The sequence below is a fragment of the Paenibacillus bouchesdurhonensis genome (assembly GCF_900155685.1).
Taxonomy (GTDB): Bacteria; Bacillota; Bacilli; order Paenibacillales; family Paenibacillaceae; genus Fontibacillus; species Fontibacillus bouchesdurhonensis.
This window is the reverse complement of the sequence record NZ_LT732548.1, coordinates 2,945,971-2,962,855: the sequence shown is the minus strand read 5'-3', so window position 1 is coordinate 2,962,855 and position 16,885 is coordinate 2,945,971. Positions and strand designations below refer to the sequence as shown.

Genomic DNA, 16,885 nt, shown 5'->3' with positions numbered 1-16,885 from the left:
CTACTCTCCATTTATTTTGATTTGTTCGATCCCAATCTGACCTTCATACAGCTTAGTCAATTGCTCAAGCATGTCTAGTTTCCGAGGCTCGTCTTGTTGTTGATGATTAACAGCGATTGGGGTCGTCTTTTGCTTCGATGGCAAACTGGACGCTCCCGCATGATCCTCCGATTGGGTAGAATTCGCTGGCTGTATCATGTAATCGCTGCAGATTTTCTCAACCAGCAGAGCAATGTTGGAAGAGCTGTAAAGCTCCGTTGGGCGCAGCTCAATTCCGAGTCCAGCATTCACCGCTTTAATGAGCTCAAGACTCAAAATCGAGTCTATCCCAAATTCCACAAAAGGCGTGTCATAATCGAAATCCTCCCGATTCATACTTAACACGAGAGAGAGACTATCAAGGAGTACCTTTTCGACTTCTTGCTCCTTATACTTCGGTTTGTTCGATTGTGGATCGCCCCCGCCTGCATCCCGTGCAGTAACTGGCGGCTCCGGTACGTTCACCACAAGCAGAGCCTCGGAAACGCTGAACTCCGAACCATACTCCTGAACCATCACCCCGTCGCTGAAAGAAACGATCAGCTCCTGCGGAGATTCTAGCCCACTGCCCTGATTATGCATGCACACCCGCTCAAAGCCTTGCTCGCTCAATCGCTCGACCCACTGTTCCCGGTTGAGCAGCGGACTGCTCTCAATCCGTCTGCCTTCGTCGCGGTACAGCCACCAGCCGTCCAAGAGTCCAAAGGTTAGCGTAACGTAATCCTCTTTCTTCACCATCTCGCTGACCAGCAGACCGCCGCCTTTACGCAAGCATCGCTTCACGTTGGCAAGCGTCATTTCCATGTCCGCTGTCGCGTGCAGAACGTTCGTGCCGATCACCAGATCGTATGCGCCTAGCTCCTCCTCGCTCGGGCCTTGCTCGATGTCGAGCATCTTGAATCGGGTAAACGGATAGGCCTCGCCGTACGTTCGTTTTCCGTAGCGAACAAACCCTTCAGACACATCGGTGTAGGCGTACTCGATATCTTCCGCAAAGCCTTGCAGCTCCGGCAGAATGAAGGTCGAGGTTCCGCCCGTGCCGGCTCCAACCTCCAGCAATCTGAGCTTGCGGCCTTTGACCAGCCTGCGCGCCTCTTCTACATAACGACGCACCCATGCCGCCGCCTTGCGATTATAGTAATCCGATAACGGATTGCCTTTGTATATATTGCCGACGAGATCCANNNNCAGCGGACTGCTCTCAATCCGTCTGCCTTCGTCGCGGTACAGCCACCAGCCGTCCAAGAGTCCAAAGGTTAGCGTAACGTAATCCTCTTTCTTCACCATCTCGCTGACCAGCAGACCGCCGCCTTTACGCAAGCATCGCTTCACGTTGGCAAGCGTCATTTCCATGTCCGCTGTCGCGTGCAGAACGTTCGTGCCGATCACCAGATCGTATGCGCCTAGCTCCTCCTCGCTCGGGCCTTGCTCGATGTCGAGCATCTTGAATCGGGTAAACGGATAGGCCTCGCCGTACGTTCGTTTTCCATAGCGAACAAACCCTTCAGACACATCGGTGTAGGCGTACTCGATATCTTCCGCAAAGCCTTGCAGCTCCGGCAGAATGAAGGTCGAGGTTCCGCCCGTGCCGGCTCCAACCTCCAGCAATCTGAGCTTGCGGCCTTTGACCAGCCTGCGCGCCTCTTCTACATAACGACGCACCCATGCCGCCGCCTTGCGATTATAGTAATCCGATAACGGATTGCCTTTGTATATATTGCCGACGAGATCCATGTTGCCGTCCGGGAACAGAACTTCCGTCGCCTCGACTTCTCCACGCAGCAGTTCGCCATATTGGCTCATGCAGACGTCAATCAGCTTGACGTAACTTCGCACCTCCGCATATTCGGTCTCCAGTCGATCCCCTCTCTCTTCAACCCCGAGGGCGCCTTTCTCCGCCGCAGCGGTGACGAGGACTTGCTCGCCGTCCAGCTGCACATAACCGCCGCGCTCCAGGATGCGCAGCAGTTCTCTAGCGAGCCTTACGTATTTGGGTACGATGCCCATCTTACGATTCAGCTCCTCCAGGCTCCACTGCTCCTCAGCCCGGCGCAGCAATCCCGCATCCTGATACACCTTCAGCAGCCTCGCGCGGCTGTAGGCCTCGAGCTCCCGGAAGCCTTGCGGATCGTTTGCGATCTGCAAGAATTCCTCCTCATCAGCTTCAAAGCCTATATGAATCTCTCCGATGCTCGGCTCCAGCACGACCCTTTCACGGTTCGACTGAATCCCCATACGCGCAAGTGTTGGCGCATCCGCCTTGAGCATAACCACCTGTGCTACCGGATTGCTAAGCGACTGTTCGATACACGCCATGCCTTCCTCTGGCTCAATGGAATGAATACCTTGACGCCTCATGCGTTCTTGATATTCCCTCCCGGCCACCACGCCAACGCTTCCCCAGTAGCCCCAATGGATCACACGGACGCGCCAATTCTCTTTGCTCTCAACGTACCGGCTGTAGCTGTCCTTAAACGTACACGCCGCCGCGTAATTGCTCTGACCCGGCATGCCCGTAAACGACTGCACCGAGGACAAATAGAGTACAAAATCGAGCGGTTTGCCCGCCAAGGCCCGGTAAAGTCCAATACTCCCGTCCACCTTCGGACGCAGCACCTCGCGAAGCTCGCGCTCCGTCATATTGCGGATCAGCTTATCGTTAAGCACCAGCGCGGAATGAATAACCCCGTGCACAGCGCCGAATTGCGCCTCCACCTCACGGATCGCCGCCTTCATCTCCGCCTCGCTGCCCCCGTCAGCCGCCACGTATTTGACCTGTCCGCCCGCCGAAGCAATGGATTCAAGCTCCTGCTGCTCCTGCGCGGTAAGCAAGTGTTCAGGCTTCCTGCCGATCAAGGCGACCTTCGCCTGGTAGCTTCGACCCAAATAGCGAGCCAGCTCTGTTCCGATTCCGCCTCTGCCGCCAAGGNCCGCATCCTGATACACCTTCAGCAGCCTCGCGCGGCTGTAGGCCTCGAGCTCCCGGAAGCCTTGCGGATCGCTTGCGATCTGCAAGAATTCCTCCTCATCAGCTTCAAAGCCTATATGAATCTCTCCGATGCTCGGCTCCAGCACGACCCTTTCACGGTTCGACTGAATCCCCATACGCGCAAGTGTTGGCGCATCCGCCTTGAGCATAACCACCTGTGCTACCGGATTGCTAAGCGACTGTTCGATACACGCCATGCCTTCCTCTGGCTCAATGGAATGAATACCTTGACGCCTCATGCGTTCTTGATATTCCCTCCCGGCCACCACGCCAACGCTTCCCCAGTAGCCCCAATGGATCACACGGACGCGCCAATTCTCTTTGCTCTCAACGTACCGACTGTAGCTGTCCTTAAACGTACACGCCGCCGCGTAATTGCTCTGACCCGGCATGCCCGTAAACGACTGCACCGAGGACAAATAGAGCACAAAGTCGAGCGGTTTGCCCGCCAAAGCCCGGTAAAGTCCAATGCTCCCGTCCACCTTCGGACGCAGCACCTCGCGAAGCTCGCGCTCCGTCATATTGCGGATCAGCTTATCGTTAAGCACCAGCGCGGAATGAATAACCCCGTGCACAGCGCCGAATTGCGCCTCCACCTCACGGATCGCCGCCTTCATCTCCGCCTCGCTGCCCCCGTCAGCCGCCACGTATTTGACCTGTCCGCCCGCCGAAGCAATGGATTCAAGCTCCTGCTGCTCCTGCGCGGTAAGCAAGTGTTCAGGCTTCCTGCCGATCAAGGCGACCTTCGCCTGGTAGCTTCGACCCAAATAGCGAGCCAGCTCTGTTCCGATTCCGCCTCTGCCGCCAAGGATAACGTAGACACCTTCCTGCCGGAATCGGCTTGGCTCCTGAGCGCTTAAACGCACGGGATACAAGCGGCGCACATACCGCCGGCCCTGACGAAGCCCGGCTTCCTCCAGCTCCTTGCCGCATTTCTCCGACATAATAGCTTCCGCTGTACTCGCAGGCACGGTGCCATCCGGCTGGATTTCAATGTCCAAATAGGCGCCTTGCAGCCAATCGTATTCCTTCACGGCCGCATTCAAGAACCCGTACAGGCTGCCTCCGCTCGGTTGAATCTGATCCGTCGGCACAATTCGGCTGACGTTGCCCGTTACGACGGTCAAACGCCGCCCAAGCGGCTCGCTGCCGCTTGCATCGAGCTCCTTGATGAGGGTGAATAAAGCGAGGAGGCCTTCCTCCTCGGCCTGCCTGAGGAAGCGTTCCTCTTCCACCGCTTCATGCAAAGGCTGCATACCGCTTAAGAAGTAGATGCGGTCAGCTTGCTTCACCTCTGCTAACGACGCTCCTTGCCGTAGCGCCGCTGCCTCCACCAACCGGCCTTTACCGTTTCTGCAGCGGGCTAAGATCATTTCGCCCAGCGGCCGGCTCGCTTCATTGACAACGATTAGCACATCGTCTCCCGGCCTCTCTTCTTCCGCAGCGGCCGCTTCGACCCATTCTGGCATGAAAGTCTGGTCATCCAAACTAATCGAACAGTTTTTCTCTTGCCCGACATAACTCAGAGCAGCGGCCGCTTCAGCTTTATTCGGCGCTACGCTTGAAGCTAAGTAAGAATCAGATGGACGTGTAGAGGACTGCTCTTTAGTCACCCAATGCCGATCCTTGGCAAATGGATATGTCGGCAAGGAAACCCTTCTGAAGCTGGAATCATAGAGCTCCTTCCAATCCAGCTTTGCTCCAGCAACCCATAAGATAGCCGCTTGCTCCCAGGGGACAGCTGCGAATCCGTTCCGCAACAAAGCGTTCATGCGTAACGCTTCTTGTTCCATTTCCGCAGACACTGCAGGTTTGCTTGATCTGCGAACGAACAAGCCCGGGCGCTCTACTCCAAGCATGAAATCTGTAAGACTATTAATTAACTCATCGCGGGTTGCCGCCAGCAGTGCTAATCGTGCCTCCATGTCTTCTCTGCCTACCTGAAGCGTATAGGACACATCTTTCAAATCAATATTAGCGCCAGATCCCGTCAACCATTGTCTGAACGATTCAGCATACTGCTCTAGCCGCTCAGAATTCTTCGCCGAAAGGACAAACAGGTAAGGTGGATTAGGCATCTGTTCCTCCCTCGGAGTTATAGGCATCTGGTATTCTTCAAGCACAACATGCGCGTTCACGCCGCCAAAGCCAAAAGAACTCACCCCTGCTCTAAGCGGAGTGAAGCCGCCCTTCCCATCTTGCAGCGGTAGCCATGATGTGGCTTGATCAACGATATAAAACGGACTGTCTTTTAGTCCGATGTAAGGATTGAGCTCCTTAAAATGCAGTGTCGGCGGTAGCTGCTTATGTTTCATGGCCATCAGCACTTTAATTACGCCGGCAATGCCAGCGGCAGCCTCCAAATGCCCAATATTGGATTTAACAGCTCCCAATCCGCAATAAGGCTTCGGCACCCGCTCATTCAGACCGTTCATCTTGAAAGCTTTCTTCAAACCCGCAATCTCAACAGGATCCCCAAGACTGGTTCCTGTACCGTGCGCCTCAATATAGGTAACTGTCCGAGGATCAATGTTCGCCTTATTCAGCGCCCGCTCAATCACTTCCGCTTGGGCGTTCGGATTAGGCACGGTAAAGGAGTTAACTTGGCCTCCATGGTTTACATCGCTGCCACGAATAACGCCATAAATATGGTCGCCGTCCCGAATAGCTTTGCTAAGCGGCTTCAACAATATAGCTCCGGCACCTTCTCCCCGAACATAACCGTCAGCCTGCTTGTCAAACGTTTTGCAGCGCCCGTCAGGACTAAGCATTCCTGATTTATTGAAAGAAATGTTGACCGCAGGAGACATGATCAAATTAACGCCCCCGGCAACAGCCAAATCGCAGTTTTGCAGTCGAAGCTGCTCCACTGCTTTATGAATGGCAACGAGTGAACTTGAGCATGCCGTATCGACGGGCTCGCTAGGCCCGTGCCAATCCATCAAGTAAGAAATTCGATTAGGAAGAACCGAATGCGCGATCCCGATAATAGACAACGCTTCAACATTCTCTTTGTTTTCGCGCAGAACCTCATTGTAATCCCAACCGCTAATGCCTACGAAGATCCCCGTATTCGATCCATATAAATCCGATGCTTTATAACCTGCGTCTTCAATTGTTTTCCATACCGTTTGGATAAAAATTCGATGCTGCGGATCCATGAGACTCGCTTCCTTAGGACTGATTCGAAAAAATCTGGCGTCAAACTCGCTAACACCATCAATAAATCCGCCCCACTTGGCCATTGTCTTATTGATTCCGCTGTCCGGATCTCCGTAATATGCTTTCCAGTCCCAGCGGTCGGCTGGGATTTCCTCAATAAGATCGTTTCCTGCCGCCAAATGATCCCAGAAATGCTTAGCGTCCTTCGACTGGGGCATCACACAGTTCATCCCGATAATTGCGATCGGCTCCGCCTCTGCTTCCTTTGGAGATTGGCCTGGCTTTACTCCATAAATTTGTTCATCCTCAAGCGATTCGGCTAACGTTTCGCCACTTTTCCATATAGGAACCTCTTCCTCGCTTGCCGTGAACGTTGGCGAACCGTGATCTTGACCCGCTGTGTCTAGTGCCTTTACAGATGCAGTACCTGCTAGAGCCTCTCCGTGATTCGCTTTTAAGTATTGGAACAACGCCGATAAGGTCGGGTACTCGAAAAAGACAGCAGGGGAAAGTTCTATACTGTAATTGGCATTCAACTGATTGGCCAGCTCCGTGTATGTGATGGAGTCAAATCCGTAAGCGCTTAGATCCCTTTGAGGTTCAATGGCTTCCTCCCGCTTAATAATCTTGGCCATTAAACGATTGATTTCCTCATACCGCTCGTTCCATTGATGATCATCTTCCTGTAGTGCCTTTGATGGCTCGTTTTTGACGTTTCGAACGCGGTGCTGCATTGCAATCCACTTAGATGCATCACCCTTAAATACGATCACATTCGACAAATCCGAGCTTAATAACTCCTCCAAACACACTACGCCTTCATCATGTCGAAGCGGCTGAAGTCCCATTGTCTTGCTGAGATGCTCTTTTTGCTGCTCCGATATCTGCATTCCTCCTTGCTCCCAAAGCGGCCAAGCTATGGATAGACTATTCCCTTGTCTTTTTCCTTGCTTGACTAATTGATCTCTGTGATCGGCAAATTCATTTAACCATGCATTCGCATAAGCATAATCGCTTTGACCGGCATTTCCTGTGATTCCGACCAAGGAGGAGAAGAGAACAAAGAAGTCCAAAGCATCATGCTTCGTCGCTTCGTCCAGCCATATTGCGCCGAACGCCTTCCCACCTACAACGTCTTCAAACTCTGCAAAGCGCTTATTGCTGAATCGATTATCGCGGATCACGCCAGCAGCATGAATAATCCCCCGCAAAGTTCCGGCTCCAGCCTGGCGGATCGTCAGAATAAGATGTTGCACTTGATCCTCTTGAGCCAAATCGCAGCGAACGTATCGAACAGTCACACCCTTCGCTTCCAACTCGCGAATCTTAAGCAACGCTGATTCGCTTGGCTCACTTCTGCCCGCCAAAATCAGGTTGCCTCCCTTGTCTGCGATGTAAGAGGCGCATAGCATTCCCAGCTGACCAAGTCCTCCGGTAATAAGGTAACAGGCGTCTGCGCGAATAGGATCGAGCTTTGATATGCCGGACAGGCTTTCCTCCTTGTGCTCTTGAATATGTGGAGAACGAATCCAACGAGCCTGATCACGATAACGCAACGGGCGAATATCAAAATGCTCATCGAACAGCTCATCGATTCCAAGCAGCATTCTGTCTTGTACGAAGTTATCATCTGCCAACCCTACAATTTTTGCTTGGAATTTACTGCTTTCCTTGACGAGCGATTGAAGAAATGCACCTAAAGGCGCCTGCATTGGTAAGTAGGCTCTATCCTCCTGATATAGCAATACCAATTTGCAGATGTCATATCGTGCAGATTCTCGATGAAGTGCTTGTGTCAATTCAAATAGGGGCTGCATGATTTTGACAAACTGCTCTTTCACGCTTGAAGTAGGACTATCCACCGGATGCAAAGCCCAGCCATAAGCGATATACCATTCATCGGCGGCTCCTATTTCCCGGAACAGCCTTGTAAAATCCTCCGCTGACCGTACATTTACCCGGAATAACGATTTATTAGCGTCCAATACTGCAAATTCCGTACCCGGAAGCACCCCGATAACCACAGCGTTAGCAGTGAGCGGATTTGCGTTGCGGGCGGCTTCAAATTCATGCTCATCGCGGGCAAACAGCACTAAGCGGCTTGAGGCAGCGGGCTCCTTCCATACAGGTGGATCGCACGCCTGCCATTCATTGGTTAAGTATTGCAGCTTGTCCATCGCCCCATAAGGCCTAGGCATGAATTGGCTGATACGAACCGAAGCATGCCCGTCTCGATCCACAATATAAATATCGTATTTTCGCACAGCCTTCCCTTTACTGTCTAGATCAGAGATCGTCTTCGTATAGATATATCCTTGCTCCGCGATAGGAGCTATTACCTCTAACGACTCAATCGAAAACGGCAAATAAAGTTGCTTGGCATCGCCGCCCAACATCCCCTTCGGCGATGTAATTGCCGCATCCATGATGCTCGGGTGCAAAGTAAATTCAGGGAAGCTCGCTGTTAATTCATCCGGCAGCCGATAGGCGGCTAGCACCTCATGTTCATTTCGCTGCACATGCTGGATTGCGCGGAGCGTTGATCCTAATTGCAAGCCGATACCCTGGAAAGCCGAATAAAATTGTTCTGCACTCAGCTCGCTTACGCATCTGCCCTGAATATCAGAGATTGGCAGCACCGTGGAAGGCATGATTTCGTGATCCACATCGTGCTTATATTCAACCTTGCATTGGAAATGACTCTCCGATTTCTGTTCCCCTTGTTCAGTCACTACGCTGACGCGAGGCCCGGTCTGTTGGCCGGACAGTTTCAAATAGCCGACACGCGATCCATCGGTGTTATCCAATACGATCGGACGCGTCCAGACAATCCTATTGAGTCGTTCAACCTTCCCGCCAGGCTTAGCTAGCTCGGCCCCGGCCAGAGCCATTTCCAAATAAGCAACGCCTGGCAACAGCGGGGATTGTGCTACGATATGATCCCTTAAATAAAAGTCCCTGGTTGAAAAACGTTTACTGTAGACTAAACCATGTACATTCGATACATTCCGATCCAGCAGCTGGTGAAGAGTGTTCCCTTCATTCACTTGCTGCACGTTGTCAGGAAGCCAATATTTCGTGCGTAAGAACGGATATGTTGGCAGCGGCAGCCGCCGAGGACGCTGGCCGATATACATGGATTTCCATGGAATATGGATGCCGTGAACCCAGAGCTTCGCGCATTTGACTAGATCACGCTTTCTTACGATGTGATCAATCATCTCATCGGCTTCATCCCAATCCAGCAAGAAGAGCTGTCCCATATCTGCTTTCCGGTAAATTCGCCTTTTTTGTCTGGCATCCCCTTCTCCACTTTCTATAAACTGCTTAAGCTCCTCGCGAAGCTCTGCCAAACTTTCAGCAATGATCGTCAATCGGCAATCCTTTTCCTCTCGTCCGATCTGCAGCGTATAAGCCAAACGTTGAAGCAGCAAAGCTTCATTAGGTTCCCTTAGCGGCAATAGATCAAGAGCTGAAAGAAGCTGTTTGGCATATTGTCTTACCTGCTCATGGGATTGAGCAGACAGCAGAAACAACTGCGGTTCCAATTTCTCGTTATGCACATCGGACTGCTGTACGAACTCTTCAAGTACAATATGAGCATTTACACCGCCAAACCCGAAGGAACTCACCCCTGCACGTCTTGGAATGGTTTGTCCTGTGCTGCTTTGTAGGGGCTCCCAAGCTCTTGTCTGTTCTAAAATATAAAATGGACTGCCATCCAGCTCAATGTATGGATTTAGTTCTTGGAAATTTGCGTTGGCCGGCAGTTTTTTATGCGTTAAAGCCATTACAGCTTTCAGAATGCCTGCAATTCCCGCTGCTGTCTCCAGATGCCCAATGTTAGTTTTGACAGTTCCGATGCCGCAATAAGGCTGGCGGGTCTCAGTTCCGGCTAGAAATGCATGCTTAAGTCCCTGGATCTCTACGGGATCGCCTAGCGGTGTACCTGTGCCATGCGCTTCAATGTAGCTGACCGTGTCCGAACGAATACCAGCCCGGCGATACGCATCTCGGATGACTTCAGCTTGAGCATGCGGATTAGGAACCGTGAGTGAATTGACCTTCCCGCCATGGTTAACACTCGAGCCGACAATGACAGCATGAATATAATCTCCTTCCTCCAAGGCGCGCTTTAGCGGCTTTAACAGCACAGCCCCGCTTCCCTCACCGCGAACATAGCCGTTGGCGGCTTTATCGAACGTTTTGCAGCGTCCATCCTCGCTCAGCATGCCGGCTTTATCGAAGGAGATCGTCATGTTCGGATTTAGAATCAAATTCACTCCGCCGGCGATCGCCATGTCACAGTATCCCCGGGCAATAGCTTGAACCGCATGGTCGATAGAAACCAATGAGCTTGAGCACGCCGTATCCACAGGCATCGAAGGCCCCTGCAAATTAAGCAGGTAGGAGATCCGATTGGCCAATATTGAATGCGCAATTCCGGTGGCAGCATAAGCGTCGATAGAGATGCCTTTTTCCTTCATAAGGTCGCTATAATCGAAATTCCCTACGCCTACGAACAGCCCCGTTTTCGACCCAGCAAGTTCCGATGCTTTGTATCCTGCATTCTCAATGACCTCCCAAACCGTTCGCAAAAAGAGCCTTTGCTGCGGATCCATCAATTCCGCCTCGCGCGCCGAAATACCGAAAAAGGCTGCGTCAAACTCGTCAACCCCGGTAATAAAACCTCCCCATTTAACTTTTGTTTTGTTAATTTCTTTCTTGGGATCCCCATAATACCGCTTCCAATCCCAACGATCTTCGGGTACAACGCCGATCAAGCTACGTCCCTCTTCTATCGCTTGCCAAAACTGCTCAAGACTGTCTGAGGAAGGAAAGGTTCCGGCAATTCCAATAATCGCCACTGGCTCCTCCGTTGCAGACGCCTTATCAATCTCTGACGAATATACATGTGCAGGCTTATCTCCGAAGGAGCTTCCGCCACTTGCGATTCCCATTTCTTTGTCCGACTGCTGGTATTCGGGCATTGCTGCTACAATAGGCGTTGGTTCCGGCACAGAAGCGTTATTCGCTGCCTCAGGCAGGGACAAATAAGGCTCGCACGCTTCCCGGTAACGTGAAACAAGTAAATGAGCCAAATCCCTAATCGTGTCGATTTCAAAAAATATGGATGGGATCAACGAGATCCCTAAAGCATTGGAGATTTCTTTAGAAAACTCCGAGATCGAGATCGACTCCAGGCCATATTGTATTAAAGAAGCTGATGGCTTGATGGAAGCTGCATCCAGCTTCATAATACCGGCAAACATCTCGATCAGCTCTTCTTCCAAGAGACCTTGCTCTTTCAATGCCGCCTCGACCGCCGGCACCTTCACAGCATTGTTGGCCGCTTGGGAAAAGCCCTCCCCATTTGCCATAAGCTTCTGTTGTTCGCCATATAGAACCACGCGCACAGGCGATGCCCCGTTTAGTTCCAACCGCTTCAAATATTGGAAGCCTTGCTCGATCGTAATCGGTTCACAACCGTAAGTTTGTTTAAGGCGCTCGACAGCCTCGTCGGACATCCGGATTCCTCCGTCTGCCCAGTAAGGCCAATTGATTGAAATCATCGTCCCTGAGCCGTTGCCCTCTAGCACCCTGCTATTTCGCCATTCCGCATAAGCGTCCATAAAGGCGTTGGCAAAAGCATAATCGCCCTGCCCCACATTGCCTTGCACCGCTGAAATAGAAGAAAAGGCGATAAAGAAACGAAGCGGATCGTTTTGAGTCAAGCGATCCAGAAGGATCGTTCCCGTCACTTTGGGAGCGAGTACCGAGTGCATTGAATCGGCTTGTTTATTGACAATAAACGAGTCACTCGTTCGTCCGGCTAAATGCAAGATACCATCAATCGGCTTATATTCCTTGCGCACGGTTTCCAGCAAACGATTAAGCTCCGCAGGATTCGTTATATCGCAAGTCTTGTAAACGACCTCCGCTCGAGGATTTCGTGAATTCAACTCGTTAATCTCGGCCATTAGCTGCTGAGTCATTGCGGAACGTCCTGCGAGTATGAGGCGGCAATTCGCAGCTTCAAGTATTTGCTCTGTTAGCCGTCGACCAATTTGTCCAAAACCGCCTGATACTAGATAGAGCTCGCCATCGCGAAATAACGGGGGCCCCGAGGTCAAACCAGCAAAAGGCGCAAGTTTCCGCTCATACCGTTTACCGCTTTGAAATCGCACACGCTCAGAGGATACTTCCGTCGTAACCACTTCCATAACTGCGTCATCCAGCTGCTGTTCGGACAGCAATTCTACATATTTGTATTTCAAAAAGCCCGACTCTTCAGCAGCGGTTTGGAGAAATGGCGCTGCACCTGAAAATAACGGGCTTGTGGTCAAATAATAAATTGGAATATTCGTTCGGGTTCGAATCAAATATTGAGTCAGCTGATGGAGCTGCGTAAACTTTTGAGTGATGAGCTGAGCTTGTTCAACCCCGATTGCAGCTTGCTGCGGATCCCCCTGCAAAACGATCACGCATTCGGGGCTGAGGCCTTCGACTCTCAATTTTTCCACGAGTATGTCCGCTCCGTCCAACGCTGCTGTTTGAGCGACATTCCAACCGTTCGCCTCCAATTTGCGGGCCAGCCGCTCCAATATAGAGGTGTCTTGTCGATCGGCCAGAAGCAGTGTCGTCCTTGGCTTCGTCACTGCTTGTTGAATGGAAGCCTCCACCTCAATCCAATCGTTAGCAAAGGTGACAAATTCCGCTTTTTCAGCTGCGGGAGCAAGCAGCCTCATCGGCTTCAATATCAATCCGTCATACCGTACAGCGAGTTCTCCTTCTTCATTAAAAATCTCAATATCGACTTCCTTAGCCGCAATTGACCGGCTGCTTTGCGGATTTAGCGTCACCTTGGCCAAAGCCTTCCTTCCCAGCTTGGCAAAATAGCGGGCATTTTGAATAGAATACGGAATATGCAAAACGTGATCGTCCGGTTCTGAAAATCCCACGACCGCTTGGATAGAACCATCCAACAGTGCTGGGTGAACCTCGTATTGATCTTTGTTGTCCTGATCGATCATGAGCTCAGCGAAGATCTGATTACCGTCGATATAAAGCTTCTGAATGGACTGCAAACTCGGACCAATGTTTAATCCAAGTCGGGCAAGTCTGCTGTAACACATCTCACCAGTGATCATTTTTCCGTGTTGGAAATCTTTAGCCCCGATTGTCTTCGCTCTGATTTCATTCCTGTCTGTCGGCCTGGATTCGTATAGAACATTTCCTGAAGCGTGAAGCTTGATGCTATCGGATGCAATGGAGTACACTCTAGCGTAAATTTTTTCTTCCTGTATGCTAAGCTCGACAGATAGCTCCATGCTTCCTGAATTGACTTCGATTGGCTGACTCCACTCGAAATTTTGAATGCAAAGCGCATCCCGTTTATCATTGGCAAGAAGCGCTGCGGCACGCATCATTTCTAAACTAATCACACCAGGCAATACTTGGGATGACTGGATCACATGATCCTGTAAGAACACATCTTCGGCCGTAAGTATTTTTAGGAACTTCTGTTTATCCAAAGTGGACTGATTCGCATCTAGCAGTACGCTCAGCCTGGTAGGCGCTTGAGGCTTTATGGTTTCCGCATACTGATCCAACACCCAATACCGCCTTTCCTCAAAGCAATACCCCGGCAACCCTAATGGCTGACGCCTCTGGCAAACACGCTCCCATTGAATGGAAGCCCCGCATACCCACAGGTTCGCTATTTCTTGAAGATTTCTTTCCTGATAAGCTTGCTCCAGTATTGCTTTCCATTCCCTAGAGATTTGAGATTGCTTCGTACCCGTTATCACCGCAGCATTAGTTTCGTATTTTCCGGCTATGTATTCGCCAAGCTTGAAGATTAGATCTTGCACGGACGAGGTCATGATGGCGAGCCTGTATTCAAATTCCTCTCGGCCATAAACATATGTCGAAGCGATACTCGGCAAGTCTAATTGCGGATCCAATGCAGCTGATAAAAATTGCTTAAGTTGTTTGGCGTGAGCCAGCAATGATTCTGGCTGCTTGGCCGAAAGAACGATAAGCTGCGGCTCTGCTTCGTTCGACTCAGAAGGTTCGAAGCGCTGCTCCACATACTCCTCAAGCACTAAATGTGCATACGCGCCGCCAAAGCCGAAAGAGCTTACTCCAGCTCTTCGCGGATGCGCATCAGTTGAAGGCCATGTCAATGGCTCTCGGTTGATGAAGAGCGGAGAGCCTTTTAGCTCAATGTACGGATTTATTTCCTCCAATTGAGGCATCGCGGGAATGGTCTTATTCTGAATGGACAACACTGCTTTAATAACGCCAGCAATGCCTGCCGCCCCCTCAGCATGACCGATGTGGGCTTTGGCCGAGCCTACAGCACAGAAACCTTGCTTGTCCGTGTAGTTCTTAAAGGCTTCTTTAATCGCGTTGATTTCAATCGGATCCCCTAAACTTGTACCCGTGCCGTGAGCCTCAATGTATCCTAAGGTTTCCGGTTCGATCCGGGCCGCCTTCCATGCAGTCCGAATAACCTCAGCCTCCAGCTTCATACTCGGCGCTGTAATGGATGGGGTGTAGCCGCCATGGTTGATAGCCGATCCTTTAATGATCCCGTGAATGCGATCACCGTCGGCAATAGCTTGTTCTAACGGCTTGAGCAAGATAGCTGCAATGCCTTCGCCGGGCACATAACCGTCCGCACGTTTATCGAAGGTGTGGCATCTTCCCGTCGGAGATAAAGCCCCAATGCTGCAAAAATAACGATAATGCCAAGATGAAAGCAACAAGTTAATGCCAGCAGCAAAGGCCATCTCGCATTCTCCGTTGCGCAGTGCTTGGCATGCCAAATGAATGGCTACCAGCGAAGATGAGCAAGCCGTGTCAACGGAAAGGCTAGGGCCAGTCAAATTAAAGAAGAACGATGGCCGATTCGAATACATCGTCTGGGCATTGCCTGATCCGTCGTAAGGCTCGACCGGTTTGCCGACCCTGCCCATCTCTGAAGAATAATCCTGGAAGCATGCTCCGACAAACATCCCGGTATGGGAGCCCCGAATTCGGCGCATCATCCCTGCATCCTCCGCTGTATGATACAAGGTTTGAAGCAACAGGCGCAGCTGTGGATCCATTGCTTCGGCCTCTCGCGGCGATATATTAAAAAACGGAGCATCGAACTTATCGACACCGTCGATAAAACTGCCCCATTTGGAGTACATTGTATCCTTCATATCCGGGTCTTGGTTAAACCAAGGTTTATAATCAAAATGATCCTGCGGAATTTCCGTAATTAAATCTGAGCCCTGAAGCAGATGCCCCCAAAATTCGAACAAATCTTGCGACTTGGCAAAGCGTCCGCTCATTCCGATAATGGCGATGTCTCCGTCTTCCCGCTTCAACGTTGAGCCAGCTTCCGAATTGCTTGAGCTAGCGATAGGCAATTCTTCGAGCTCCAGAAGCTTGGACTGCACGCTTTGTTTCAGCTGAGCCGTAGGATCTGCGGCAGCCTGAGATTCAAAATATGGCTCCAGCTTCTCTCGATACTGATCGGCCATGTAGCGGCTCGCCTCGACGATGTTTTGGTACTCGAAAAACAATGTCGGATATAACTCCAAGCTCAGCTCAGCTTCTATATCCTGAACGAGCTTGACCAAGTCATTAGAGGTTACGCCCAGGTCTAGAAAATTCCGAGTTGTATCTAACGGTACAGGCACGCCTGGCAAGAATTGTCCGACCTTCCTCTGGATATATTGAGACAAATTCTCCAGAAGATGCTCACTCTCTTCCTCCTGTTCGTGCTGGTTGGCAGCGGAAAGAAGCGGAGCAGCAATCTCCGCTTTCTTCACTGGTTCATACGTATCCAACAGACTATCAAGCTCAGCCCGTTTAAGTGTCACTTCCTTCAATTGAACCAGAAGCTGGCCTGCTTCAGAATAAATCGCCACATTGATCACAAGTATTTCCGTATTTCTCCTGACCAGCTCAGCATGGCTGTAGCAAACAGAGCCTGTGCAGCGCTCATAGCAGACGATTTCCCCGATGGACATCGGGATGAAGGGCTTTGGTTCCGCAGCCGAATAAGGAGCCATGCTTCCTACGATTGCCCCGTCGAGAAAAACGGGATGTATGGTTGATATGTGATCAGAATGCTCCGAACTCAATCTCAGCTCGCTCAGCACTTCATTGCCGCGAATCCAGGCTCGCTGTACCGTTCTTAACGAATCGCCGAATTCTACCTGTACCTCTCGCATTCTTTGATATATCGTATGGCTCTCTACCGCATGATCAGAAAAATTAATAAATTCCGCAATATCAATAGGTTCTGAGTTCAGCTGACCTTCACCACGATCTTGCTTCAATTCATAGACAGCCACCACCTCAGGTGTGGATTCGGCGTCCGAACGAAACTCAATATGACGAGCAGTGCGTTCATTCTCCGAAACAGCCCGAATCAGAACTTCTTGCTGAGGTTCAACTATAACGGGCTTACGAAAAACAAACCTAGAAAGTCTTAGGGGCATCCTGCCATCACTGCGCTCAAATTCAGCGTCTAATCCCGCGGAACAGTATGTTACCCCTAGCAAAATGGCTTTTCCGTAAACCAGATGATCCGATACATACCTATCGCTGTATCGGTATGCCGTCCAATCCTCGCTTTGCTCTTGCTTTATTAATTCCATAGCTTTTTTGATCGACATGCCATGTTTTGCG

1 protein-coding gene is annotated in these 16,885 nt (G+C 51.0%); it reads right to left on the bottom strand.

Annotated elements, in window-relative coordinates; genetic code table 11:
- A complete protein-coding gene (locus CZ379_RS17450) occupies positions 1 to 16,695 on the bottom strand; it encodes an SDR family NAD(P)-dependent oxidoreductase (protein WP_456093808.1) in 16,695 nt (5,564 codons plus the stop codon).
- Between the last annotated feature and the right edge of the window lie 190 nt (positions 16,696 to 16,885).